Genomic DNA, 25,363 nt, shown 5'->3' with positions numbered 1-25,363 from the left:
CATTTGCCCGAACGCCAATCGCCGCTCGAGCCGGAGTATCATCCGGGTTCGCACGGCAATTTCGAACATGGCGTCGATGTCATCCTGTCCGAGACGCGGCCGGGCTCGATCCTGCAGCTCGCCGCATGGCCGGGTGAAGAGAAGCAACTGATCGAAATTATCGGCAAGCTCACCGGTCTCACTCTGCCCGATGGCGCCGGCGGCGGCGTGAGCAGCGGCGCCCGCGCCGCCTTCGGCTTCGCGCCGGGAAAGTTCACCGTGGTCGACGAAGCGGAGGGGCTTGCTCAAACCTTCGCAGGCGCCATCACGCCGGCCGTCGGTACGATGACCGATCTCTCGCATGGCCGCACCGCGATCCGCATCGCCGGTCCGAAGGCTGAATGGGTGATGGCGAAGTTCTTCGCTATCGATTTCGCCTTGCCGGCCTTTCCACTCGGCGCCGGACGTTCGACCAACCATCACGACATCTTCGCCCAGATCCAGCGCAGCGGCCCAGACCAGTTCGACATCTACGTCTTCCGCTCCTTCGCGCGCTCCTTCTGGAAGGCCTTGTGCCACGCCTCGGAGGAAGTCGGTTACGAAGTGCAATAGCCCGCTCGGGCGTTGCGGGCTTAGCATTGGTCCAGGCGGCATCTGGCATTATCGACGGCTACAACTGCTGCTTGAGCGCTGGGCCAGCAGCGCGATAGGTAAGGAATCACGGGCGTTTGCCAGGGCAAACGTCCGCACCGGCAACCAGTTCGACCATACCCTTCCATGACTGTTGAGACTTCGGCGACGGCCACGACCCGCTTTGCTCCGGCGGAGGGTCCGTCGATGCTGTTGCCGGCAACCGTCGCTTGCGGCGTGTTCATGACCAGTCTCGACCAGAACGTAGTGGTCACAGCGCTGCCCGGCATCGGCGAGAGCCTCGACCGGCCGCCAAGCCAGCTTGGCCTTTTGATCACCGTCTATGTCGCCAGCCTCATCGTCACCATGCCGCTTGGCGGCTGGCTGGCCGACCGTTTTGGGCTGCGCAACGTCTATTGCTTCGCGCTGCTCGTCTTCGCCGGCGCCTCGGCCTTGTGCGGCCTTTCGGAAAACATCTGGATGCTGGTCGGCTCGCGCGCCCTGCAAGGCTGCGGCGGCGCGCTGATGGGCACGCTTGGTCAGGTCGTGATCCTGTCGAGCTTCCCGCGCGACCGCACGCTGAAGATCAACATGTATATTTCGCTCGCCGGCCAATCCGGGCCGCTGGTCGGGCCGCTCGTCGGTGGCGCGCTCACCACTTACGTCTCCTGGCGCTGGATCTTCTACATCAACATCCCGATCGCGCTGACCGCGGCGCTGCTGGCCGCCTCCCTGTTTCCGACGACGACCAAGCCGGTGCGCACGCCGTTCGATTTGCCAGGCTTCCTGCTCGTCGGCTGCGGCATGACGCTGCTGGTCTTCGGCATGGATTCGGTCGCTGCGAAAGATGTGGCCGCAAGCAGCATGGCGCTTGAGCTCGGCCTGGCCATCGTCATCCTGACGGTTGCCGCCTTCTACTGCCTGCGCGCGCGCAATCCGCTGCTCGACCTCAATCTCTTGCGCATCCGCACCTTCCGCATCTCCTTCCTGACGGGCGGCGGCCTCGACACCATCGGGCTGAGCTCGGTGGTCTTCCTCTTGCCGCTGATGTTCCAGCTCGGCTTCGGCATGAGCGCCGTGCAGGCGGGATCGCTGACCTTCGTGGCCGCGATCGGGTCGTTGATCATGCGCTTCTTTATGCCGCGCCTTTTGAACCGTTTCGGCTTCAAGCGCGTGCTGGTCACCAATACGCCGATCGTCGCTTTGCTGGTCGCGGGCTTCGCCTTGATGCAGGAGAGCCTGCCGGCCTGGATCGTGCTTGCCTATATTTTCGCCTTCGGCGTCTTCCGCTCGGTGCAATGGGCCTCGACCGGCAATCTCTCCTATTCGGACATCGCGCCGGAGCAGCTCGCGCGCTTCAGCGCGCTCTATTACATCCTGTGGCAGCTGGCGGTGGCGATCAGCGTCGGCCTCGCGGCCGCGCTGCTGTCGCTGCTTGCCGGCGGCGGCAAGGCCGGCATCAACGACTACCGCATCCTGTTCGTCATCGAAGGATTGATCACCCTTTGCGCGCTGTCGGCCTATCTGAGGCTGACGCCGCAGGATGGCGCCCATGTCAGCGGCCATAGCGCGCATATGAGCACCGACTGACGCCTCAGCCGACGCTACTTCGCGAACGTCACCCAGTCCTCGAGCGGCGCGCGGTCGGTGCGAAACTCGTTCTCCGGCTTGGATGTGTCCTCATAGCCCAACGCCATGCCGCAGACGACGATCTCTTCGTCGGGAATATCGAGCACCGGCCTGATCTGACGGTGATAGGGCGCGAAGGCTGCCTGCGGGCAGGTATGCAGTCCCCTGCCCCGTGCCGCGACCATGATGTTCTGCAGGAACATGCCGTAGTCGATCCACGACCCTTGGTTCAGCCTCCGGTCGATCGTGAAGATCATGCCGACCGGAGCGTCGAAGAAAATGAAATTGCGGTCGTGTTGGGCGCGCATTCTGTCGACCTCGCGGCGGCCGATGCCCAGCACGCCATAGAGCCCGAAGCCGTTGGCGCGGCGGCGGGTGAGATATGGTTCGAAGAACTGGTCGGGATAGTAGCGGTACTCGTCCCACTCGGCCTTTTCGGCCCGGATGCCGGAATTGAGGATGGCGTCGCTGATGCGCTGCTTGACCTCGCCCTTGGTCACATAGACGCGCCAGGGCTGCATGTTGGTGCCCGACGGCGCGCGCGCGGCGACCGCCAGGATCGCGCGGATCGTGTCGTCATCGACCATATCGGGCAGAAACGCGCGCACCGACCGGCGCGACAGGATCGCATCGTCGACGATCGCCGCATCCATGGCGATTCGGCTATTCTTCTCCAGCATGGGCCGTCCCTTCGCGCATGGCCGGAACTGCAACCGGTTCCATGGCGACCATCCGCAGACACTAAACTGTATTGGTCCCCGACCGGACGTCCCCACTCGCCGCTCGTGATCGTGGCTTTGCCTCAACCTCAAAAATCGCGCAAGTAAATCTTGCGGGGTATGAAAATCCCCTTGATTTTTTCATGACTTTACCGCTTCATGAAATTTATCCGGAATTTTTCACGAGATACGCTTGAGCTCGACTACTGCCAGATCGGAGCAGGACAATGGCGACCGGCTGCTGGCCGGCGACATCCGTGCGCTTCGCAAGGCGCGCGGCCTCACACTGGCCGAGATCGCCCTCAAGCTCGGTCGGTCGGTCGGCTGGGTCAGCCAGGTCGAGCGCGGCCTCTCGGTTCCCTCGCTGGGTGACTTGCGGGCATTCGCCAGCCTCTTCGATGTTCCGATCAGCCTGTTCTTCAGCCATGACGCGCCTGTCGAGCAGGAACGCGGCGTGGTCGTGCGCGCCGGCAGCCGCCGTTCGCTTGGCACAAGCGAATCCGGCCTGGTGGAGGAGCTTCTGTCGCCCGATCTCGGCGGTAGCTTCGAGATGCTGCGCTCGGTGTTCGCGCCGGGCGCGGAGCTGAAGACGGAAGCGCGCCGCCCGACGGAAGAAGCGGGCTATGTCGCGTCGGGCACATTCGAGATCGAGATCGACGGCGTCTGGCATCGTCTCGGCGAAGGCGACTCGTTCCGCTTCGAGGGCAAGCCGTTCCGCTGGCGCAATCCCGGCGCCGAGCCGGCAGTGGTGATCTGGGTGGTTTCGCCACCGGTATACTGACAATGCATGTCAACCAAAAGTGCGAAGCGGTTTTGGGATAACGACATGCATCAAAAACAAAAATCGAAGCGCGAAGCGCTGAGACTCTGGAGGAAGAAATGGCCGGTTTGCCGACCACGGCACGCGTGGTGATCATCGGAGGCGGCGTCGTCGGCACCTCCTCGCTCTATCACCTCTGCAAGGCGGGCTGGACCGATTGCGTGCTCCTGGAAAAAAACGAGCTGACCTCAGGCTCGACCTGGCATGCCGCCGGCAACGTGCCGACCTTCTCCTCGTCCTGGTCGCTGATGAACATGCAGCGCTATTCGACCGAGCTTTACCGGGGTCTGGCCGAAGCGGTCGACTATCCGATGAACTACCATGTAACCGGCTCGCTCCGGCTCGCCCATACCAAGGAGCGCATGCAGGAATTCCAGCGCGCCAAGGGCATGGGCCGCTACCAGGGAATGGATATCGACGTCGTCGGCCTCGACGAGATCAAGCGCCGCTACCCCTTCATCGAGACGCATGAGTTGAAGGGCGCGCTCTATGACCCGAGCGACGGCGACATCGACCCGGCTCAGCTGACCCAGGCGCTGGCCAAAGGCGCGCGTGACATGGGCGCCAAGATCATCCGCTTCTGCCCGGTCACCGGCGTGCGCCGCGAGAACGGCGAATGGGTGATCGCCACCCCGCAAGGCGAGATCCGCTGCGAGATCGTCATCAATGCGGCCGGCTACCGCGCCGCCGAAGTCGGCAAGATGTTTGGGCGCGACGTGCCGATGATGGTGATGAGTCATCAGTACATATTGTTCGAGGAAATCCCCGAGCTTGCCGCGTGGACGAAGGAACAGGGCCACAAGCTGCCGCTGCTGCGCGACGTCGACACGTCCTATTACTTGCGCCAGGAAAAGAGCGGCATGAATCTCGGCCCCTATGAGCGCAATTGCCGCGCGCATTGGGCGACCCACAACGATCCGATGCCGGAGGATTTCTCCTTCCAGCTCTTCCCCGACGATCTCGACCGCCTCGAGCATTACTTGGCCGACGCCGTCGCCCGCGTGCCGATCCTCGGCACCGCCGGCCTCTCCAAGGTGATCAACGGCCCGATTCCTTACGCGCCGGACGGCAATCCGCTGATCGGGCCGATGCCCGGCGTGCCGAACGCCTTCGAGGCCTGCGTCTTCACCTTCGGCATCGCGCAAGGCGGCGGCGCCGGCAAGGTGCTGGCCGAATGGGTCACCGAAGGCCAGACCGAATGGGATATGTGGTCCTGCGATCCGCGCCGTTTCACCAGCTTCGCCTCGGCGCCCGACTATTGCGTCGCCAAGGGCATGGAGATCTACGGCAACGAATACGCCATCCAGTTCCCGCGCCATGCCTGGCCGGAGGGGCGCAACCGTAAGCTGTCGCCGCTGCATGATCGCATCAAGGCGCTGGGCGGCCAGTTCGACGCCTATAATGGCTGGGAGCGCGCGACTTGGTACGCACAACCCGGCGATGATACTTCCGAAGAGTCTACCCTCACCTTCCGCCGCGACGGCCCGTGGCAGCAGCGCGTGCGCGAGGAATGCCTTGCCGTGCGCGACGCCGCCGGTATCCTCGACCTGCCCGGCTTCTCGCGCTTCAATCTCGAAGGCCCTGGCGCGGCCGAATGGCTGGCGCTGCAGGTCACCGGCCTGGTGCCGAAACCGGGCCGCATCGGCCTGGTCTATTTCGCCGATGACAAGGGCCGCATCGTCACCGAGATGTCGGTGGTGCGTCATGGCGAAGACCAGATGACGCTGATCACTGCGGCTGTCGCGCAGTGGCATGATTTCGAATGGCTGAAGTCGCGCATGCCCACCGACGCGGCCTTCACGCTGACGGACCGGACGGAGGAATACTCAACGCAAATCCTTGCCGGCCCGAACTCGCGCAAGATCCTTGCCGAAGTCTGCGACGCTGACCTGACGCTGCCCTGGCTGACGCATCAGGAAACGACCATTGCCGGGCGCTGGGCGAAGCTGGTGCGCGTCTCCTTCGCCGGCGAGCTCGGCTGGGAGATCCACACCAAGGTCGCGGACACGGCGACCGTCTTCGACGCCGTCTGGGCCGCCGGCCGGAAGCACGAGCTGAAACCCTTCGGCATGTATGCGCTGGATTCGCTGCGGCTGGAAAAAGGCTACCGCACCTGGAAGGGCGACCTCTCGACCGACTATTCGATCCTGCAGGGCGGCCTGGAGCGCTTCGTCAAATGGGACAAGCCAGACTTCCGCGGCAAGGCGGCTCTCCTCAACGAGAAGCAGCAGGGCGTGAAGAAGCGCTTCGTCACTTTGGTTGTCGAGAACCCCGGCGACTGCGACGCACCCTATATGTCGACGCTCTGGCATGAGGGCACGATCGTCGGCGAGACGACGTCGGGCGGCTGGGGCCACCGCGTCGGCAAGTCGATCGCGCTCGGCATGCTGCGCACGGATCTCACGGAGCCGGGCACGGCGGTCGAGGTCGAGATTTTTGGCGATCGCTTCAAAGCCATCGTCCAGAACGACGAGCCGCTGTGGGATCCGAAGAATGAGAGGTTGAGAGCCTGATGCCGAAGCCATCAAAACGCATTACCGGTATCGTGCCTTCCGGCAAGGACGGCTGGGAGGTCCATTTCGCCGCCTGGAATCGCAAGCAGGCCGGCGAAGACATCATTGTGCTCTCGGTCGGCGACCATGATTTCGACACGCCGTCGGAAACCATCGAAGCCTGCGTGACTGCCGTGCGCGGCAGCAACCATCACTACACGCCGCTGCCCGGCCTGCCGCGCCTGCGCAAGGCGATGGCCGCCGCCGCGACCGTTTGCGCCGGCATCCTCACGGAACCCGACGAGGTCATCGCCACGCCTGGCGGCCAGGCAGCGCTTTACGCCGCCGTGCAGGGCGTGCTCGACCCGGGCGACCACGCCATTGTAGTCGCGCCTTACTACGCCACCTACCCCAACACCTTCAGCGCCGCGGGCGCCAGCTTCACGGTGGTCGAGACACCGGCCGAAGATGGATTTCAACCTCGCGCAGACATGATCCGCGCCGCGCTCAAGCCCAACACCCGCGCCATCCTGATCAACACGCCGAACAACCCGACCGGTGCCGTCTATTCGCGCGAACGGCTCGAACGGCTGGCCGAAATCTGCAAGGAGCACGATCTCTGGCTGCTGTCGGACGAGGTCTACTGGACGCTCGGCGGCGGCGAGCACATCTCGCCGCGCTCGCTGCCCGGTATGGCCGAGCGCACCCTGGTCATCAACTCCATGTCGAAGAGCCACGGCATGACCGGCTGGCGCATGGGCTGGCTGACCGGGCCGAAAGCGATGATCGCGCTGATGACCGACCTCAATCTGGTCACGACCTACGGCCTGCCAGCCTTCATCTCCATCGCTTGCGCCGAGGCGCTTGAAAACCACTATGGCGTGAAGGATATCGCCGAGCGTTACGCCGCGCGGCGCGCGATCTTCCTCGATGCCATACGCGGAGCCAACGAAGTCACCGTGCGCGGCTCCGAAGGCGGCATGTACATCATGCTCGATGTCTCCGCGGTCGAACCCGACGACGAGAAATTCGCCTGGGCGCTGCTCGACGAGGAAAAGGTCGGCGTGATGCCCGGATCGAGCTTCGGCGAAGCCGCCGCCGGCCACATCCGCATCAGCCTCTGCCAGCCCGAATCCATCCTCAAGGAAGCAGCGCTTCGCGTTCGCCGCTTCGCTTCCAACTATCGCCGCGAGGCCGCATGACCAAGACCATCCCGGCCAAAGCCCGCGCGGTAATCATCGGCGGCGGCGTCTCCGGCTGCTCGGTCGCCTATCATCTGGCCAAGCTCGGCTGGACCGACATCGTGCTCTTGGAGCGCAAGCAGCTCACCTCAGGCACCACCTGGCATGCGGCCGGGCTGATCGGCCAGTTGCGCGGCTCCCAGAACATGACGCGGCTGGCGAAATATTCGGCCGATCTCTACGTCAAGCTCGAGGCTGAGACCGATGTCGGCACCGGCATGCGCCAGGTCGGCTCGATCACTGTCGCGCTGACCGAGGAGCGCAAGCACGAGATCTATAGGCAGGCTTCGCTCGCCCGCGCCTTCGATGTCGACGTGCGCGAGATTTCGCCGCGCGAGGTCAAGGAGATGTACCCGCATCTCAACGTCTCGGATGTGGTCGGCGCCGTGCATCTGCCGCTCGACGGCCAGTGCGATCCCGCCAACATCGCCATGGCGCTGGCCAAGGGCGCGCGCCAGCGCGGTGCTTCCATCATCGAGAACGTCAAGGTCACAAAGGTTCATACGAAGAACGGCCGCGTCTCCGGCGTCTCCTGGGCGCAGGGTGAGGAGCAAGGCACGATCGAGACCGACATCGTGGTCAACTGCGCCGGCATGTGGGCGCGCGAGTTGGGTCGGCAGAACGGCGTTACGATCCCGCTGCATGCCTGCGAGCATTTCTATCTCGTCACCGAGCCGATCCCCGGCCTCTCCCGCCTGCCGGTGCTGCGCGTGCCGGACGAGTGCGCCTACTACAAGGAGGACGCCGGCAAGATGATGCTCGGCGCCTTCGAGCCGGTGGCAAAGCCCTGGGGCATGGACGGCATCCGCGAGGATTTCTGCTTCGACCAGTTGCCCGAGGACATGGACCATTTCGAGCCCATCCTCGAAATGGGCGTCAACCGCATGCCGATGCTGGGCACCGCCGGCATCCATACCTTCTTCAACGGCCCGGAGAGTTTCACGCCGGACGACCGCTATTATCTCGGCGAGGCGCCGGAGCTTTCCGGCTACTGGATGGCGACGGGCTATAACTCGATCGGCATCGTCTCCTCCGGCGGCGCCGGCATGGCGCTGGCGCAATGGATCAATGACGGCGAGGCGCCCTTCGACCTGTGGGAGGTCGATATCCGCCGCGCCCAGCCTTTCCAGAAGAACCGCCGCTACCTCAAGGAGCGCGTCTCCGAAACGCTCGGCCTGCTCTATGCCGACCATTTCCCCTATCGCCAGATGGCGACCTCGCGCGGCGTGCGCCGCTCGCCCTTGCACGAGCACCTGAAGGCGCGCGGCGCCGTCTTCGGCGAGGTGGCGGGCTGGGAGCGCGCCAACTGGTTCGCGCGCGAAGGCCAGGAGCGCGAATACCGCTATTCCTGGAAGCGGCAGAACTGGTTCGACAACCAGCGCGAGGAACATCTCGCGGTGCGCAACGGCGTCGGCCTGTTCGACATGACTTCCTTCGGCAAGATCCGCGTCGAGGGTCGCGATGCCTGCGCCTTCCTGCAACGGCTCTGCGCCAACGACATGGACGTGGCGCCGGGCAAGATCGTCTACACGCAGATGCTCAACCAGCGCGGCGGCATCGAGAGCGACCTCACCGTGACGCGGCTTTCGGATACGGCCTATTTCCTGGTCGTGCCGGGCGCCACGCTGCAGCGCGACTTCGCCTGGCTGAGAAAGCATGTCGCCGACGAGTTCGTCGTCATCACCGACGTCACCGCCGCCGAAGCCGTGATCTGCGTCATGGGTCCGGAGGCGCGAAAACTGATCCGGAAGGTCAGCCCGAACGATTTTTCCAACGAGACCAATCCGTTCGGCACTTTCCAGGAGATCGAGATCGGGATGGGTCTCGCCCGCGCCCACCGGGTCACCTATGTCGGCGAGCTTGGCTGGGAACTCTATGTCTCGACCGAGCAGGCCGCCCATGTCTTCGAGGAGATCACCGAAGCCGGCGCCGATGTCGGCCTGAAACTCTGCGGCCTGCATACGCTGGATTCCTGCCGCATTGAAAAGGCCTTCCGCCATTTCGGCCACGACATCACCGACGAGGACAATGTGCTGGAGGCGGGCCTCGGCTTTGCGGTGAAGACGAGCAAAGCCGGTTTCATCGGCCGCGAGGCGGTGCTCAGGAAGAAGGAAGCCGGCCTGTCACGCCGGCTGGTACAGTTCCGCTTGAAAGACCCGCAGCCGCTGCTCTTCCACAATGAGGCTATCCTGCGCGACGGCCGGATCGTCGGCCCGATCACATCAGGCAATTACGGCCACCATCTCGGCGGCGCGATCGGGCTTGGCTATGTGCCCTGCCAGGGCGAGAGCGAGGCGGATGTGCTGGGTTCATCCTACGAGATAGAAATCGCCGGCGAGCGCTTCGCCGCGGAGGCATCGCTGAAGCCGATGTATGATCCCAAGGCGGAACGGGTGAGGATGTAGCGCGGTCTGCCCTTCTCCCCTATGTGGGAGAAGGTGGATCGGCGCGCAGCGCCGAGACGGATGAGGGGTGTTCCAGCGGAGTGTGGCGTCGGCGTTCACTGGAGCACCCCTTATCCGTCGCCTTCGGCGACACCTTCTCCCACAAGGGGAGAAGGAAGAGGCGCTCAAAACCTCTCCAGCCTCGCCCTCACCTTCACCAGAAACCCCGCCCTGCTCTTCGGCGTTGAGGCATCCATCAAGTAGTGCGCCAGGAAAAACGTCTTGCAGCGCGTGGCGCATAGCGCCCGCATGCCGCGTAAAATCGTCTTGCGTCCCGGCTGGCCGACGACCACGCTCCACCAGGTCGGCGCGCCGCAGGTGGTGATGACGCCGACCTTGGTCACATGCCGCATCAGCGACGTGATGCGCCCCTTGCCGGCCGGCAGCTTGAAGGCGATGTCGGTCGCCCACACGCGGTCGAACCAGCCCTTCAGCATCGCCGGCAATCCGTACCACCAGGTCGGGTAGATGAAGAGAATCGCCTGCGCCCATTGCAGATGCTCGAAATGGGGCGTTAGCGCCGGGTCTTGCGGCGCCCGGTCGTTGTAGAAGCGCCGCTCCTCGCAACTCATCACCGGATCGAAATTCTCGGCATAGAGATCGAGCAGCCGCACGTCCCAGCCCCGTCCTTTCAGCACCTCCACCGCCATGTCGCGGATCGCCGCGCAATAGCTTTCAGGCACCGGATGGCAATAGACCACCAGCACGCGCATCAGAAGGCGTCCATCGTGGCCGCGATCTTCGCCATGAAGACTTTGCGCGTCTCGTCTGTGGATAGGTTCATCGAATAATGCGCGAGATAGGAGACGGGAGCGCCTGGCTTGATGGTCGCCCGCAGCATGCGCTTGACGATCTTGCGCGGCGGGTCGCCCATCAGCATGGCGCGACAGCGGCTGCCGCCATAGGTGGTGATGGCCGCGAGCTTGCGGATGTTGTGCAGCGTCGGCCGCACCTTGCCGTCGACCAGCTTGAACGACACGCCGGGCAGAAAGACGCGGTCGAAGAAGCCTTTCAGGATTGCCGGATAGCCATAGTTCCAGACCGGAAACGACAGCACCAGCGCTTCGGCATTCTTCAGCCTTTCGACATAGCCGGCGACCGCGTCGTCCGGCCCGCGCGGGTCGTGGTAGCCGAGCCGCTCGGCGCGTGTCAGCCTTGGGTCGAAATCCTCGGCATAGAGGTCGCAGTCGTCGACCGCATGCCCCGACGCGGCGAGCCGCTCGACGATCGTCTCGTGCAGGCCGGCGTTGAAGCTGGTCTCAACCGGATGAGCGTAGAGCACGAGGATTTTCATCACCCCGCCTTCTGCAATCCCTTGAACAGAAACGTGCGGCCGGAGCGATAATCATAGTCCGGGTTTTCCCAGGCGATCATCTTGCCGGGATTGAGCAGCCCTTGCGGATCGGTCTCGCGCTTGAAGGCAAGCTGGATCTCGTCGGTCTGCTTCATGCCGCCTTCTTCCAGCGTGTAGCGGTGCGGGTTGAAGATCGGGCAGCCATTCTCCTCATGCAGGCGGATTATTTCGTTGAGCCGCGCCTCGGTGGTGAACTTGACCAGCGGCAGGCCGAAGCAGGTGATGTTGCCGTCGAGCCGCACGAATTCCAGATGCGAGAACACCTCGCCCGTGAACATCGCGTCCATCTTCTCGACCAGCGCCAGCTGGTTGGGGAACGGATAGAGCGACTGCAGATAGGTGATCGACGGGTCGACGCGCAGTGCGCGCAGGGTCGTGTGGTTCCAGGCAAGCTCATAGGCCGGCGGCAGGCCCTTCTTGTCCTCGTCCGTCGCGGTCGCCGCATTGAAGATGACCTCGCCGCCGGCGCGCCGGGTGAAGGCCAGGAAGGCGTCGAGCCCATGCTTCGCGACCATGACGACGCAAATGCTTTGCCCCTCGCGCAGGAATTTCTGGTGCCGCTTGAAATAGAGCTGCGGCACGGGTGCGGCGATCGGCGTGATCAGCTTGGTCAGGATGCCGTCCTGGCAGGCAAGCGCGTTGCCGTAGCGGGCTGCACCCATGAATTTGTCGAGGCCGACAATAACGTCGATCCAATCATAGGCGGCGGTCAGCGGCATCTCGACCTCGGTGATAATGCCGTTGGTGCCATAGGCATGCGTCACCTTGTGCAGGTCCTCGCCGGTGAGTTCGAGCGCCTTGGGCTCGGCCTCCATGGTGACGACGCGTAGGCGCAGCACATTGCCGAAATCGCGCAAGCCGCCGAAATTGATCGAGCCGACGCCGCCCGAACCGCCAGCGATGAAGCCGCCGATCGAGGCGGTGTTGTAGGTCGAGGGCGAGAGCCTCAGCTCCTGTCCGGAATGCGCCCGCGTCGCCTTGTCGATGTCGGCCAGCACCGCGCCCGGCCCGGTCACCACCCGCCCCGGCGCGATCGTCTTGATCTCGTTCATCTCGGCGAGGTTCAGCACCACGCCGCCCGACAGCGGCATCGCCTGCCCATAATTGCCGGTGCCGCTGCCGCGCGGCGTCACCGGAACGCCGTGCCTGTGGCATGCGGCAAGCGCGCGGATGACTTCATCTTCGTTCTTCGGCGTGACGATCAGGTCGCCTTTGATGTGATCGAGTTGCGCCTTCAGCACCGGGCTGTACCAGTAGAAGTCGCGGCTCTTCTGCTGGACGATGGCCGGATGGTCGTCGAGCTTGATCCCGTCGAGATCGCGCTTCAGCGCTGCGATATCCATCATCACACCATCAGTTCGTCGAGTTCGGCATAGTCGGGCAATTGGCGTTCGATCGCCCTGCCGTCGCGCACCACGATGCGATCCGATTCGGGCCGCGACAGCAATTCGGTCCAGCTGCGCCCCCTGAAGACGATGAAATCGGCTGAGCCGCCGACGGCAAGCGTACCGGCGCCGTCGAGCCGCATCACCTCGGCCGGCGTTGCCGCCACCGCCTTCGGCCAGTCGCCTACCGGATGGTCGAAATGCAGGATGCGCGTCGCCAGGCGGTAGACCTCCAGCATATCGAGATCGCCATAGGCGTAGAAGGGATCGCGCGTGTTGTCGGAAGCAACCGCCACCTTGATGCCGCGCGCCTTCATCTCGTGCAGCAGCGTCACGCCGCGCCAGCGCGGGGTGGTGTGATCGCTGCGGCGGTCCTGCAGATAGAGATTGCACATCGGCAGCGACACCACGGCAAGCCGCGCCTTCGCCACCTTGTCCAGCGTGTCGAGCACCTCGAGGTCCGGCTGGCGCGCCAACGAGCAGCAATGGCCGACCAGGATATTGCCCTCGAAACCGTTCCACAGCGACGCCTCGGCGATCTTCTTCAGCGAGATGGCCGCGGCATCGTCGGTCTCGTCGGCATGGAAATCGAGATCGAGCCCATGCTCGATCGCCTGGGCGAACACCTTGTCGAGCAGTTCCTCGAGATCGGGTACCATATAGGTGACGACGCCGAGCACGCCCTTGGCCGCGGCGACGCGCTTCGCCAACCGTTCGAACCAGGCCTTGTCGCGCACGCCTTCGATGCCGAGCAGGCAGGCCGCCTGCAGCTCGATGCGCCCGCGCCATTTTTCCCGCATCGTTTCGAACACCGGCCAGGAGATCTCCTCCTGCGGCGGCACGCTGTCGAGATGCGTGCGCATAGCCTTGGTGCCGTGCGCGTAGGCCGAGCGCAGCGAGAAGTCCATGCGGCGCGCGACATCCTCGGCGCTCCAGCGCGTGGTGCGGTCGGCGCCGGTGGCATTGAGTGCGCCCATGAAAGTGCCGTCCGGATTGGGCTTTCGCGGCCAGATATGGCCCTTGTCGATATGGGTATGGCAGTCGACGAAGCACGGCATCACGATGCGGCCGGCAAGGTCGATCGCGCCGGGGTGCGCCTCTGCCTGGTCGTGCGCGGCAAGATCGGCGATCTTGCCGTTGGTGATGGTAATGTTGGCAAGCGCAAACCCGTCCGAGTCGAAAGCGGCGGCAAGACCCGGCGTGAGCGATCGATGAAGCCGAACGTTAGCCAGGCAATAAGAACCAGAGGTTGGTATCAAGGCCTGGCCCCCGCTGTCTTATGCAGAACTGGTCCCCAAATGGGCGCCTCACTATTCTCAATCGCATCGCGCACCTTACCGCTCCTGTTTCAGCGCACTCTCGTGCCAGCGGCGCAGGATGAGATGCGACACCAGCGACAGCACCAGGAAGATAAGGATGCCGGTGAGCGAGATCAGGATCAGCGCCGCGAACAGGCGCGGCGCGTTAAGCCGGTAGCCGGCCTCGATGATGCGGGACGCGAGCCCCGATGACTGCCCCTGCGCGCCGGCGACGAATTCCGCCACCACCGCGCCGATCAGCGACAGGCCGCCGGCGATCTTCAGCCCGCCGAGGAAATAGGGCATCGCCGCCGGCAGCCGCAGATAGCGCAATTGCTGCCAGCGCGTCGCGCCGTTGAGCTTGAACAGGTCCCGCAGGTTCCGATCGACCGAGTTCAGGCCGAGCGTGGTGTTGGAGAGGATCGGAAAGAAGGCGACGATCCAGGCGCAGAGCAGCAGTTTGACGGTCTGGTTGTCCACATAGATGTTGATCAACGGGAAGATGGCGACGATTGGCGTCACCTGCAGCACGATGGCGAAGGGGAAGAACGACATCTCCACCCATTTCGATTGCGCGAACAGCACCGCCAGTCCGACGCCACCGATCACAGCGAGAGCCAAGCTGAAAAAGGTGATCCTGAGCGTCACCAGCAGTGAGGAGAACAACAGCCCCGCATCGTTGTGCAGCGTCTGCAGCACCACGCCCGGCCGCGGCAGGATATATTGCGGGATCTCGTTCCAGACGCAGATGCGGTCCCACACCACGATCGCCAGCACCATGATCGCCAGCGGCAGCACCCATTTGCCGATGCTCTCCAGCCGCTCCTGGCGGGCGCGGCGCGCCTCTTCCGGATCGAGCGTCAGGACATTGTCTTCAGTGGCCGTCATTTTGCGATCCGGCGGTTGAGTTGATGGCGTCGACCAGCACGCCCGAGGCCTGCCGGCAAAGCGCAGCATAGCCCGGCGAGGTGCGGAACGCCTCGTCGCGCGGATAGGGCGCGTTGATCGGGAGTTCGCCATGGACGCGGCCCGGCCGCGCGGCCATGACGACGACGCGGCTGGACAGGAACACGCTTTCGAACACACTGTGGGTGACGAAGATGACGGTGAAGCGCTCGCCCTGCCAAAGCTCCAGAAGGTCGTTGTTGAGCTTGAAGCGGGTGATCTCGTCGAGCGCCGCGAAAGGCTCGTCCATCAGAAGGATGCGCGGCTTGGTCACCATGGCCCGCGCGATCGAGACGCGCATCTTCATGCCGCCGGAAAGCTCGCGCGGCACGGCGTTCTCGAAGCCGGTGAGATGGACGCGCGACAGCATCTCCATCACCGCCGGCTCCGCCTTGGCGCGCGACACCCCCTTCAGCCTCAGCGGCAGCCAGACATTGTCGAAGACGCTGGCCCAGGGCAGCAGCGTCGGCTCCTGGAAGACGAAACCGATGTTCGAGCGGTCGATCGAGCCGCGCCAGTCGAGCTGGCCGGAAGTCGGCGTCGAGAGGCCGGCGATCAGCCGGAGCGCCGTCGACTTACCGCAACCGGAGGGGCCGAGCAGGCTCAGGAAATCGCCTTCACGGATCGCCAGGTCGACCTTGCTCAGCGCCGTCACGCCGTTGGAAAAAACCTTGCCGACATTGCGTAATGCCAGCAGCATCGGAGCCTCGCCCGATGCCGCCGGCGTCTCAGCCACTTTCTCCTGGATCATCTCAGGCCGGCCGCCTTACTTCTTCAACTCCAGCCCGACACCTTTGTTGATGAAGGCCAGCGTATAGGCCTTCTTGATGTCGAGACCCGGCTGCGCGACCTTGGCCTTGACCATCTTGTCGTAGAAACTCTGGATGCGGGCTTCGGTCATGGCGCCGATGCCGAGCTTTTCCGAATCGCCCGAATCGACAACGCCGAACTTCTTCATCTGCTCGATCGAGAAGGCGATCTGCTCATCCGTCATGTCCGGATTGTCCTTCTTGATCATCTCGTTGGCGGCCTTGTTGTCGCCATAGAGGTATTTGTACCAGCCCTTGGCCGAGCCATCGACGAAGCATTGGACCACCTCCGGCCGCTTGTCGATCGTATCCTGCATCACCTCGATGGTGGTCGCATACGTATCCCAGCCATAGTCGGCGAGCAGGAACTGGTTCGGCGTGAAGCCGCCCTGCTTCTGCACGGCAAACGGCTCGGACGTCACATAGCCCTGCTGGATCGACTTCTTGTTGGCGATGAAGGGCGCCGGATTGAATGTGTAGGGCACGCGCTTGGCGGCATCGAAACCGAGATCGGTGACCATCCACTGGAAGAAGGTCTGCGCGCCTTCGTCGCCCATGATGTACTGGTCGGCGTTCTTGAGGTCCTCCCACTTGTCCAGCCCCTCTCCCGGATGGGACATGATGACCTGCGGATCCTTCTGGAAGTCGGACGCGACGACACGCATCGGAATGCCCTGCTGCACGGCGTCGAAGGCCGAAAGCAAATTGCCGCCCATATAGAAATCGATCTTGCCGGCTAGCAGCATCGGCCGGCCGCTGACCTGCGGGCCGCCCTGCATGATGGTGACATCAAGGCCGCAGGCGGCATAGGTGCCGTCGGCGATCGCCTGGTAGTAGCCGCCATGCTCCGGCTCGGCCAGCCAGTTGGTGCCGAACGTCACCTTTTCGTTTGCGGCCGCACCCAGCGTGCCCGCCGCCAGCAGGGCGACGGCGCCCGCCAGGATCTTTCCTTGTCCGATCATAAACTCACCCTCTCTTGGCTCCGGCGCGCAACGCGCTGGGCTCGACACCATTGATTCAAGAAGCAAGACACATGCCACCGCCAGGGCCGCCTGCTCGTGCGGCAGTCGTTGCCGAGACCGGACGGGTCATGCCGTACGCGAGGCATCGTGCCTATTTTTTGGACGCCTGTCCATAATCGCTCCTGGCGGCGTCCACGGCATCTTGAATGTTTCATGAATCCGCCACTAGGCTGTCGGCCGACAGGAGAATGCCATGCTCAAATACCTCGCCCCAAAGTCGATCAAGCCGCCTTTCGCCCGCTACAGCCACGGCGTCGAAATACCGGCCGGAAAGCGCCTGGTGCTGTGCTCGGGTCAATTGGGCATCGGCCCCGACGATGCCGTGCCGGAGGATGCCGGCGCGCAGACGGAGCTCTGCTTCAAGAACATCGCCGCGATTCTGAGCGAGGCCGGGCTGACCTTGAACGACATCGTGCGCATCAACGCCTTCGTCATCGGCCGCGAGCACCTACAGGCCTATATGGATGTCCGCAACCGGCTCTTTTCCGATCCGGCGCCGGCCTCCACGCTGATGATCGTCTCCGGCTTCGCCCGCCCGGAATTCAAGGTCGAGGTCGAAGTTCTGGCAGCGGGCTAGCTGTTTCCGGGGATAGGCTCTAGACCTCAGGCCGGACAGCAGACCAATCGGGAGACGAAAAGTGACGACAAGACGCGTGTGGTGGGGCGATTACCGGACGACCGAATACGCCTCGATCGACGCCGAAGCAACCATCGCCGTGCTGCCGGTGGCGGCGATCGAGCAGCATGGCCCTCACCTTCCGGTCTCGACCGACACCTCGATCATGATGGGCATGTTGGAGACGGTGATCGCGCGCCTGCCCGACGATCTCGACATCCGCATCCTACCCGTGCAGGCGGTCGGCAAGTCGAACGAGCATCTGCATGCGCCGGGAACGCTCACCTTGCCCGCCACCACCTTGGTCGACGCCTGGACCGAACTTGGCCTGTCGGTCGCCCGCGCCGGGGTGAGAAAGCTGATCGTCGTGAATTCGCATGGCGGCAATGAAGAGATCATGGGCATCATTTCGCGCGAATTGCGCGTGCGCGCCAAAATGCTGTCTGTGAAGACGAGCTGGCAGCGGTTCGGCCGCCCGGCCGGCATGTACACCGAGCTGGAGGATCGTCACGGCATCCATGGCGGCGATGTCGAGACATCGCTGATGCTGCACTTCCGGCCCGATCTCGTCGACATGAGCAAGGCGGAGAATTTCGTCTCCAATGTCGGGCGCGCCGAAAAGGAATTCGCCCTGCTGCGCCACACCGGAACGCACGCATTCGCCTGGATCGCCAGCGACCTCAATCCGAACGGCGTGGTCGGCGACGCTTCGATCGCCACGGCCGAGAAGGGCCGCCTGACGGCGGAAATGCAGGCCGACGGCTTTATCAGCCTGGTCAGGGATGTGCGCAAGGCGAAGCTTGCCGAGTGGCTGTCGTAGCGGCTGGTCCGCTTTGACTTAGGCTTCGATTCCCAGTTCGAAGGGTATCCCTTCGAACGCGTCGGCGCCGCGCCCGATCGCCTCGATCGCCGCGATCATGCGGCCGTCGCGCTGAAGCAGCGTGTCGGCGACTGCGATCAGCCGTGGATTGGGCGTAGCCGTCGGCGAAAGGAAGCGCAGCGTCCGAGCGAGTTCCATCTCGTCACGCTTGGGCGCCAGCGCCGCGGCGATGATGTAGGCCGAGGCCGTCGAGCGGCTGACGCCGGCATAGCAATGCACCACCAGCGGCTTCACGCGGTCCCAGCGATAGGCGAAATCGAGCAAGGCCCGCACATGCTCCTCGCCGGGCATCGTCATGCCTTCCTGCGCGACAGCGATGTCGTGCATGACCAGATGCAGGTGGTTTTCCCCCAGGATCGAGGCCGGGCGGACCACTTCGGTGCCTGCGGCGAGCAGCGACAACAACCGCTGCGCACCGGTCCTTGCCACGGCCTCGTCGACCTTCGACAGCGAACAGACGTGGATCATTGCCCGAACTCCTTTGGCGCATCCTTGCGCCGCGCGGCCCACGTGGCAAGGGCGCCTTCGAGGCGTTGCCATTGCGCTTCATCGCCCGGCAAACCGACACGCAGCACTTGAGGCCGCTCGGCAAAATGGCGGACCAGCACGCCGCTCGAGCCAAGTGCCGAAAAAAGGCCTGCGGCCCCGGGAAACGACAGATAGCGGAACAGGCTGGTGCCGCCGGCGACCGGAACATCGAATCGGCCAAGCAGCGCGTCGAGCCGCCCGGCATCCTGCGCCAGGCGCTGCCGCATATCGGCCTGCCACTTTGCATCCGACAAGGCGCGGATGCCATATTCGAGCGCTGGGCCAGCCACCGCCCAGGGCCCCAGTTGCGCATCCAGCCGCTCGGCCCTCAGCGGATCCGCCAATGCGAATCCGAGTCTCACACCCGCAAGGCCGAAGAACTTGCCGAACGAGCGCAACACGACGATGCCGCCTACCCCGAGGTCGCCGGCAAGGCTTTGCTCGATCGGGCCGACATCCATGAAGGCTTCATCGACGACGAGCAGCCCCCCTTTGGCGCGAAGCCGCGCCGCGAGGTCGAGCAGGCGCGGCTTTTCGATCACTCGCCCGTCCGGATTGTTGGGATTGACCAGCACCGCAAGGTCCGCCTCGGCCAGCGCGTCCAAATCGCTGACCTCCGCGACCGCATGGCCGGCGATAGCCGCGGCCCGGGCATGTTCGGCATAGGTTGGGCCGAGCACCAGCGCCTTGCCTGGCCGCAGCAGCGAAGCGACGCGCGGCAGGAGAATCTGCGTGCCGGGCGCCGCCGCCACATGCGCCGCCGACGGCGCGCCATAGGCCCTGGCCGCAATTTCGGCCAATTCGCGCAGTTGTCCTGCCTCCGGCAATCGGGACAGCGCTGTGGCGGGCAGGTCGAAAAGCGGATAGGAGTGCGGATTGATACCTGTCGAGAGGTCCACGAAAGGTTTTGGCGCATGAGGAAAAAGCGCGTTTGCCCGGCCAAGGCTGCCGCCATGATCAACCGCTGCAATCGCTCCGCTTAGAAGTTTCATGTCCGTCCTGATCGCTTTCCTGTCACTCGCCATCGAACGCGCCCTCGGCTACCCGGACTGGCTGTTCAGCGCCATCGGCCATCCGGTCACCTGGATCGGCAGGCTGATATCCTTTCTCGATCGCCGGCTCAACCACGCTACGGATTCCGACGAATTGCGTCGCCGACGCGGCGTCCAGGCCCTGCTCATCATTCTGCTGGTGCCCGGCCTGATCGGCTTGGCGCTGCATGTCCTGCTCTGGATGATGTTCCCTACGGGCCTCGTCATCGCCGCCATCCTCGGTTCCTCGCTGCTGTCGCAGAAGAGCCTCGCGGAGCATGTCGAGGACGTCGCCGATGCGTTGGAGACCGGCGGCCTGACCCTCGGCCGCATCGCCGTATCGCGCATTGTCGGCCGCGATCCGGAAAAGCTCGACAAGGGCGGTGTCGCGCGTGCCGCGATCGAAAGCCTGGCCGAGAATTTTTCGGACGGCATTGTAGCGCCCGCCTTCTGGACCGGCATCGGCGGACTGGGCGGAGGTGCTGCCTACAAGGCCGCCAACACCGCCGATTCGATGATCGGCCACCGCACGCCGAAATACGAAGCCTTCGGCCGTGCTGCCGCCCGTTTCGACGATCTGGTCAACCTGCCCGCATCGCGGCTGACCGGCCTGCTGATCGTGCTGGCGGCCTTTCTCGTCCCGGGCGCCGATCCGCACTCCGCCTGGCATGTCATGCGCCGCGACGCGAGGAAGCACCGTTCGCCCAATGCCGGCTGGCCAGAGGCGGCGATGGCCGGCGCGCTGGGGCTGTCCCTCGCCGGGCCGCGCAGCTATGGCGGCGAAGTCGTCGAGGATGCCTTCATGGGCGAAGGCGGCCGCCGCGAGGCCGAAAGCATCGACATCCGCCAGGCGCTCAAGCTCTATCGCGTAGCCGACTGGCTGCTGCTCGGCCTGTTCGCGGTCGTCTCGGCGATCGTGATCTACCTGACCATCTTGATCGGCGGCTAAAACTCAATTCCCTGCTGCGCCTTCACGCCGGCGGCGAAATGGTGCTTGATCAGCCCCATCTCGGTGACGAGATCGGCCGCCTCGACGAGGAGCGGCTTGGCGTTGCGGCCGGTGACGATGACATGCAGATCGCCCCGGCGCGCCTTCAGCGCCGCGACCACCTTTTCCAGATCGAGATAGTCGTAGCGCAGCGCGATGTTGAGCTCGTCGAGCACCACGAGGCTCATCGAGGGATCGGCCATCAGCTCCAACGCCTTGGCCCAGGCAGCTTCGGCGGCGGCGATGTCGCGCTTCAGGTCCTGCGTCTCCCAGGTAAAACCCTCGCCCATCGCATGCCAGACGATACGGTCGCCGAAGGCCGCGAAAGCATCCTTCTCGCCGGTATGCCATTTGCCTTTGATGAACTGCACGACGCCGACGCGCTTGCCATAGCCCAGCATTCTCAGCGCCAAGCCGAAGGCGGCCGTGGTCTTGCCCTTGCCCGGCCCGGTGTTGACGATCAGCAGCCCCTTTTCAACCGTCTTGCCGGCCACTTCGGCATCCTGCACCGCCTTGCGCTTGGCCATCTTGGCGCGGTGGCGCTCGGCGTCCTTGTCGTCAATGGTCTTGTCTTCGATTTCGGCCATGTCACTTCACCTTGAGTGGCAATCCCGCCACCATCATGAGAACGCTGTCGGCAGCGGCCGCCACCTGCTGGTTGAGTCGGCCCGCGGCGTCGCGGAACCGGCGCGCCAGCGCGTTGTCGGGCACGATGCCCAATCCGACTTCGTTGGAGACCACGAACCATGGCCCGCGCGGCCGCGACAGCGCATCCTTGAGCCGCCGGCATTCTGCCTCGACATCATGTTCGGCCAGCATGTGGTTGGTGAGCCACAATGTCAGGCAATCGATCAGCACAGGTTGGTGGGTCGGCAAGGCCTCGATTGTGCCCGCCAGATCGAGCGGCGCATCGACGGTGACCCAGCCTTCGCCGCGCCGCGACCGATGCAGCGCGATGCGCTCGCGCATCTCGTCGTCATAAGCCTGCGCCGTGGCAATGTAGGTCCAGGGCGATGGATGGGCGGTTGTCAGTGCCTCGGCATGCGTGCTCTTGCCCGAACGGGCACCGCCCAGGATGAAGGTCAGCTTCCCATCGGAAGCTCTATTGCCGCTCGCGGCTGTCGCGCCGGTCATTCTTGCCTTCCAGGTTGGAATCGTGTCGCGGCCCAGAGGCCGACGGTGCGCGAACCTTAGGCAGAAGCGCAACCACCGGCAAACCCAATTCCGCCACCGCCCGGCGCGATTGCGGCACGACTTGCGGTGCTACGAGCCGGCAATCCGCGCCGCGACCAGCTGCTGCAGCCGCCACAAATGCGTATCGTGGATGCCGCGCTGCTCGAGATTCTTCACCGTGTTGTAGAGATAGTCGGCGCCCGAGCCCCAATGGCCGCAGGAGGTCGCCAGCCTTTCGACAACCGCTTCCTCGCTTAACGGACCGGCATAGGTGGTGCCCTGGCGGTTGATGACGAAGGCCAGCGCCCGCAGCGGGCCGCCATCGCTCGTCATATCGAGCAGGCGCGGATGATAGCTGGTCGGCTTCAGTGTCACCTCTCGCCGCAGGATCTTGTCGAGTTGCTCGCGCCTGTCGCCGTCGCCGAGCCGAAAGGCGACGCCCTTGCATTGTCCGCCACGGTCCAGCGCCATCATCAGGCCCGGACTTTCCTTGGTGCCGCGCCAACGCGTCATGTTCATGCAAAAGGATCTGTGCCAGCCGCGCAGCAGCGCCACGCGCTCCTCGACATGCTCGATCTCGGGCTTCCAGATCAGAGAGCCGTAGCCAAACAGCCAGAGCGGTTCGTTGGCCAGGAGTTGAGCCTCCAGCTCACGCGTCATCGCCGCATAGTCGCTGTCATCCAGATGCGCCGCATCGGGATCCGGTCCCGCATCCTCGACCGCGCGGAAGCAGCGAGCGACCAGTTCCTCGGTAAGCGACATGGTTCTTGGCAGCAATGTGCGCGACCTTAAGGTTCCTGCGCGACCGAAACTATGCGGACGCCTCGCGATTGACAACTCCTTGGCCCGGGTGTCGGCTGTCGGCAGCCACGGAGAAGCCGATGCAGCCCGATCCGAGCGAACGCGCGCCTTACAACGGCCTGACCAGTCTCCAGCCGACCTTGCCGTCCGCCTCCTACTGGGGCGCCGACGAATATCGTCGCGATCTGGACGCCATCTGGTACCGAAGCTGGCTGATGGTCTGCCGCGAGGCCGATCTCGCGGAACCCCTCGCCTTCCGCACGGTGCGCATCGGCACCCAGGAGATCGTCGTGCTGCGTGACGAGACCGGCGCCTTGCGCGCCTTCCACAACACCTGCCGGCATCGTGGCTCGCAGCTTTGCCAGGAAAGCGCGGGGCGGCTGAAAGCCAGGCTGCTGACCTGCCCCTATCACGCCTGGTCCTATTCGCTGCGCGGCGATCTCGTGCGCGTGCCGTCGAAATCGCTGCCCGAGGGCTTCGACAAGGCCGATTATCCGCTCTACCGCGTGGCGCTCTCGGTGTGGCGCGGTTTCGTCTTCGTCAATCTCGCCGAGCATCCCGACGGCTCGGCGGAAAGGGCCTTTGACCGCGCCTCCGGCGATCTTTCCAACTGGCCGCTGGAGACGCTCGTCACCGGTCACCGGCTCACCAGGGTGATGAACTGCAACTGGAAGGTCTTCTGGGAGAACTTCAACGAATGCCTGCACTGCCCGGGCGTGCATAAGGACTTGTCGCGGCTGGTGCCGATCTATGGCCGCGGCCTGATGGCCAGGCATGACGATCCCGAATGGGCGCGCCACGCCGACAATGACGCGCCGGAATTCTCCGGCCGGCTGCGCCCCGGCGCCGAAACCTGGTCGAAGGACGGCCATGTCCATGGCCCGGTCTTTTCCGGCCTGACGCCGGCCGAACGCGCCGCCGGCCAGACCTACGCCACCTCGCTGCCGTCGATGTTCATCGTCGGCCATATCGATTATATGCGCACCGTGCGGCTGGCCCCGCTCGGTCCCGAGCAGACCGAGCTCACCGCCGAATGGCTGTTCGCCCCGGAAGCGTTGGCTGAGACCGATGTCGAAAACATCGTCGCCTTCGGCACCCAGGTGCTCGAAGAAGACGCCGTGATCTGCGAGATCAACCAGAAGGGGCTGCGCTCGATGCGCCACGAGGCCGGAGTGCTGATGCCGGAGGAATACGATCTGCACCGCTTCCACGATTGGGTGCGCGGTCGTCACGCGGCGTTCAAAACGCCTTCGGCAGGTAGCGCCAGGTGACGAAGCCGCAGAAGGCGGCCAGGATGCCGAGCGTGACGAACACCGAGCCCAGCCCGAAGAAGGCGAGCACCACCGAATAGATGAGCGGCGGCGTCAGCTCGGAGAAATCGAGATAGGTGCGGTAGACCGCTGCCATCTGCGCCTTCTCGTAAGCGCGCACCGAGCGCATGAAGGCGGTCGAGCCGAGCGCGTCGAGCGCGATGGTGAAGAGCGCGCCGCAAAGCAGCAGCGCGCCGGTGAGCAACGGCGCCGCCTCGCCGATTGCGCCCGCGGCAAACAACATGGCCGACATGGCGAAATAGGCGAAAGTCATGACCTTGCGCCCGCCGAAGCGCTTGCCGGCCCTGCCCCAGAAGATCGCCGCGAACAGGAGCGCGTTGCCGGCCGAAACCAGCAAGCCGCCGGCGAGCTCGCCCTGGCCGGTGATCACCATGAACAGCGGGCCGTAGACGAAGAACGTCGTCCAGAAGCAGGAGCGGCCGAAGGCGATCAGCCAGGCAAGCCTGAGCCTTGGCTGCTTCACGAAGCGGCCGATATTGGCGAGCGGATTGGCGGGCCGCGACTTGCCGGGCCGGATCGACTGGTTATCGCTCAGCCGGTAGAACCAGAACAGGCAAAGCAGCGCGAACGCAAACACGACGACCGCGCCATGCGCGGCATAGATGCCGAAATGGGTGTAGAGGAAGATGCCGAGCGTCGGCCCGCCTGTCCAGGCGAGCATCGACCAAGCCATGCGCAGCGATTCTGCCTGCATGAAGTCGGTCTTGCGGATGTGATCCATGATGTAGAGGTTGAGCGTGATCGACAGCGCGCTCGCCCCCATGACGCGGCACAGCATGCCGGCAATCTGGCCGGGCAGCGAGTGGGTGATGAAGAAGGCGGAGCCGAGCGCCAGCAGCACGCAGCCGGCCGTGTAGACCCAGCGCCGCGCGAAGCGGCGAATGAGCACCGGCATGAACAGCGTGACCGAGAGGCCCATCAGGGACACGATCGTGTAGAGGACCGAGACGATCCGCTCATTGTGCAGGATCTCGTAGGCCTGGATCGGGATCACGCTGGAGATCGTGGCGCGGGCGAAGGATTCAACCGCATAGAGTGAGGCGAAGGTGCGCGCGTCCGCGGGCCGCAGGGCCGGAAGCCAGATCGGATGGCGCACATGGGTGGACATCGGCCCTCCGAAACGTGAATCCCGCGCCCGAATCTGGCCGGGCCAGCTGCCGGCCAGTAGCAGGAAACCGACTCCGAGGGGCCGAAAAGCGAAGCCTGCCAAAGGCTTTCCAGCTCTGGCCTAAGGCGAAATTTCATGGC

At 64.4% G+C, this 25,363-nt stretch carries 24 protein-coding genes; 10 read left to right on the top strand and 14 right to left on the bottom strand.

All coding sequences use genetic code 11. The annotated features are described in order from the left end of the window. Positions 1-3 precede the first annotated feature (3 nt). Both LB525_RS17140 and LB525_RS17135 read left to right on the top strand, forming a co-directional pair. A complete protein-coding gene (locus LB525_RS17140; RefSeq protein WP_318012410.1) occupies positions 4-591 on the top strand; it encodes a sarcosine oxidase subunit gamma in 588 nt (195 codons plus the stop codon). Between the two features lie 225 nt (positions 592-816). Then, positions 817-2,199 carry an MFS transporter gene (locus LB525_RS17135; protein ID WP_224545491.1) on the top strand — a complete coding sequence of 461 codons (1,383 nt, stop codon included), beginning with the start codon at positions 817-819 and terminating at the stop codon, positions 2,197-2,199. A gap of 14 nt (positions 2,200-2,213) precedes the next feature. On the opposite strand, the gene LB525_RS17130 is transcribed toward LB525_RS17135, so the two are convergent. Beyond that, entirely contained in the window at positions 2,214-2,918 is a 705-nt protein-coding gene (locus LB525_RS17130) for a nitroreductase (RefSeq protein WP_095764905.1), read from the bottom strand. A gap of 232 nt (positions 2,919-3,150) precedes the next feature. Here LB525_RS17130 and LB525_RS17125 point away from each other — a divergent pair, with 232 nt between their 5' ends. From LB525_RS17125 to LB525_RS17110, 4 genes are all read left to right on the top strand, one after another. Continuing rightward, the gene (locus tag LB525_RS17125) at positions 3,151-3,738 is read left to right on the top strand and encodes a helix-turn-helix domain-containing protein (protein WP_224545490.1); all 588 of its coding nucleotides are present in this window, start codon (positions 3,151-3,153) and stop codon (positions 3,736-3,738) included. Positions 3,739-3,836: 98 nt separating this feature from the next. Further along, entirely contained in the window at positions 3,837-6,290 is a 2,454-nt protein-coding gene (locus LB525_RS17120) for an FAD-dependent oxidoreductase (protein ID WP_224545489.1), read from the top strand. Next, positions 6,290-7,471, top strand: a complete 1,182-nt coding sequence (locus LB525_RS17115; protein WP_224545488.1) for a pyridoxal phosphate-dependent aminotransferase — start codon at positions 6,290-6,292, stop codon at positions 7,469-7,471. The genes LB525_RS17120 and LB525_RS17115 overlap by 1 nt, the downstream gene beginning before the upstream one ends. Further along, entirely contained in the window at positions 7,468-9,915 is a 2,448-nt protein-coding gene (locus tag LB525_RS17110) for an FAD-dependent oxidoreductase (protein WP_224545487.1), read from the top strand. Before LB525_RS17115 ends, LB525_RS17110 begins: the two co-directional genes overlap by 4 nt. Positions 9,916-10,079: 164 nt before the next feature. Here LB525_RS17110 and LB525_RS17105 read toward each other — a convergent pair whose 3' ends face one another. The 7 genes from LB525_RS17105 to LB525_RS17075 form a co-directional block, all read right to left on the bottom strand. Further along, positions 10,080-10,667 carry an NAD(P)H-dependent oxidoreductase gene (locus tag LB525_RS17105; RefSeq protein ID WP_224545486.1) on the bottom strand — a complete coding sequence of 196 codons (588 nt, stop codon included), beginning with the start codon at positions 10,665-10,667 and terminating at the stop codon, positions 10,080-10,082. Beyond that, complete coding sequence (locus LB525_RS17100) at positions 10,667-11,248, bottom strand: NAD(P)H-dependent oxidoreductase (RefSeq protein ID WP_224545485.1); 582 nt, start codon at positions 11,246-11,248, stop codon at positions 10,667-10,669. Before LB525_RS17100 ends, LB525_RS17105 begins: the two co-directional genes overlap by 1 nt. Then, positions 11,248-12,651 (bottom strand): FAD-binding oxidoreductase, encoded by a 1,404-nt coding sequence (locus LB525_RS17095; protein ID WP_224545539.1) that lies wholly within the window; start codon positions 12,649-12,651, stop codon positions 11,248-11,250. The genes LB525_RS17100 and LB525_RS17095 overlap by 1 nt, the downstream gene beginning before the upstream one ends. Before the next feature lie 2 nt (positions 12,652-12,653). Further along, positions 12,654-13,952 carry a cytosine deaminase gene (locus LB525_RS17090; RefSeq protein WP_224545484.1) on the bottom strand — a complete coding sequence of 433 codons (1,299 nt, stop codon included), beginning with the start codon at positions 13,950-13,952 and terminating at the stop codon, positions 12,654-12,656. Positions 13,953-14,027: 75 nt separating this feature from the next. Further along, positions 14,028-14,879, bottom strand: a complete 852-nt coding sequence (locus tag LB525_RS17085) for an ABC transporter permease (protein ID WP_224545483.1) — start codon at positions 14,877-14,879, stop codon at positions 14,028-14,030. Continuing rightward, positions 14,866-15,687 (bottom strand): ABC transporter ATP-binding protein, encoded by an 822-nt coding sequence (locus LB525_RS17080; RefSeq protein WP_224545482.1) that lies wholly within the window; start codon positions 15,685-15,687, stop codon positions 14,866-14,868. The genes LB525_RS17085 and LB525_RS17080 overlap by 14 nt, the downstream gene beginning before the upstream one ends. Positions 15,688-15,702: 15 nt before the next feature. Continuing rightward, complete coding sequence (locus tag LB525_RS17075; protein ID WP_095764895.1) at positions 15,703-16,707, bottom strand: ABC transporter substrate-binding protein; 1,005 nt, start codon at positions 16,705-16,707, stop codon at positions 15,703-15,705. Between the two features lie 253 nt (positions 16,708-16,960). Here LB525_RS17075 and LB525_RS17070 point away from each other — a divergent pair, with 253 nt between their 5' ends. Both LB525_RS17070 and LB525_RS17065 read left to right on the top strand, forming a co-directional pair. Beyond that, complete coding sequence (locus tag LB525_RS17070; protein ID WP_224545481.1) at positions 16,961-17,344, top strand: RidA family protein; 384 nt, start codon at positions 16,961-16,963, stop codon at positions 17,342-17,344. A 61-nt stretch (positions 17,345-17,405) separates the two neighbouring features. Continuing rightward, positions 17,406-18,203 (top strand): creatininase family protein, encoded by a 798-nt coding sequence (locus tag LB525_RS17065; RefSeq protein WP_224545480.1) that lies wholly within the window; start codon positions 17,406-17,408, stop codon positions 18,201-18,203. 18 nt (positions 18,204-18,221) lie between these two features. Here the strand turns inward: LB525_RS17065 and LB525_RS17060 are convergent, their stop codons facing one another. Beyond that, the gene (locus LB525_RS17060) at positions 18,222-18,731 is read right to left on the bottom strand and encodes a tyrosine phosphatase family protein (protein ID WP_224545479.1); all 510 of its coding nucleotides are present in this window, start codon (positions 18,729-18,731) and stop codon (positions 18,222-18,224) included. After that, on the bottom strand, positions 18,728-19,783 hold the full coding sequence (gene cobD / locus LB525_RS17055) for a threonine-phosphate decarboxylase CobD (RefSeq protein WP_224545478.1): 1,056 nt from the start codon (positions 19,781-19,783) through the stop codon (positions 18,728-18,730). Before cobD ends, LB525_RS17060 begins: the two co-directional genes overlap by 4 nt. Between cobD and cbiB the strand changes: the two genes are divergently transcribed. Continuing rightward, positions 19,782-20,771, top strand: coding sequence for an adenosylcobinamide-phosphate synthase CbiB (gene cbiB, locus LB525_RS17050; protein WP_224545477.1), 990 nt, complete (start codon positions 19,782-19,784; stop codon positions 20,769-20,771). The genes cobD and cbiB overlap by 2 nt on opposite strands. On the opposite strand, the gene cobO is transcribed toward cbiB, so the two are convergent. From cobO to LB525_RS17035, 3 genes are all read right to left on the bottom strand, one after another. Further along, on the bottom strand, positions 20,768-21,397 hold the full coding sequence (gene cobO, locus LB525_RS17045; RefSeq protein WP_224545476.1) for a cob(I)yrinic acid a,c-diamide adenosyltransferase: 630 nt from the start codon (positions 21,395-21,397) through the stop codon (positions 20,768-20,770). The two genes, cbiB and cobO, sit on opposite strands and share 4 nt — an antisense overlap. Before the next feature lies 1 nt (position 21,398). After that, complete coding sequence (cobU, locus tag LB525_RS17040; RefSeq protein WP_224545475.1) at positions 21,399-21,944, bottom strand: bifunctional adenosylcobinamide kinase/adenosylcobinamide-phosphate guanylyltransferase; 546 nt, start codon at positions 21,942-21,944, stop codon at positions 21,399-21,401. Between the two features lie 129 nt (positions 21,945-22,073). Further along, on the bottom strand, positions 22,074-22,745 hold the full coding sequence (locus tag LB525_RS17035; RefSeq protein WP_318012408.1) for a gamma-glutamylcyclotransferase: 672 nt from the start codon (positions 22,743-22,745) through the stop codon (positions 22,074-22,076). A gap of 119 nt (positions 22,746-22,864) precedes the next feature. On the opposite strand from LB525_RS17035, the gene LB525_RS17030 reads away from it, so the two are divergent. Next, complete coding sequence (locus LB525_RS17030) at positions 22,865-24,055, top strand: aromatic ring-hydroxylating oxygenase subunit alpha (protein ID WP_224545474.1); 1,191 nt, start codon at positions 22,865-22,867, stop codon at positions 24,053-24,055. Here LB525_RS17030 and LB525_RS17025 read toward each other — a convergent pair. Next, positions 24,024-25,223 (bottom strand): MFS transporter, encoded by a 1,200-nt coding sequence (locus tag LB525_RS17025; RefSeq protein ID WP_224545473.1) that lies wholly within the window; start codon positions 25,221-25,223, stop codon positions 24,024-24,026. The genes LB525_RS17030 and LB525_RS17025 overlap by 32 nt on opposite strands. Positions 25,224-25,363 lie beyond the last annotated feature (140 nt).

It is taken from the genome of Mesorhizobium sp. CA16 (genome assembly GCF_020165175.1).
Taxonomy (GTDB): domain Bacteria; phylum Pseudomonadota; class Alphaproteobacteria; order Rhizobiales; family Rhizobiaceae; genus Mesorhizobium.
Note: the sequence above shows the minus strand (reverse complement) of the source record. Positions and strands in the feature narration are given on the sequence as shown.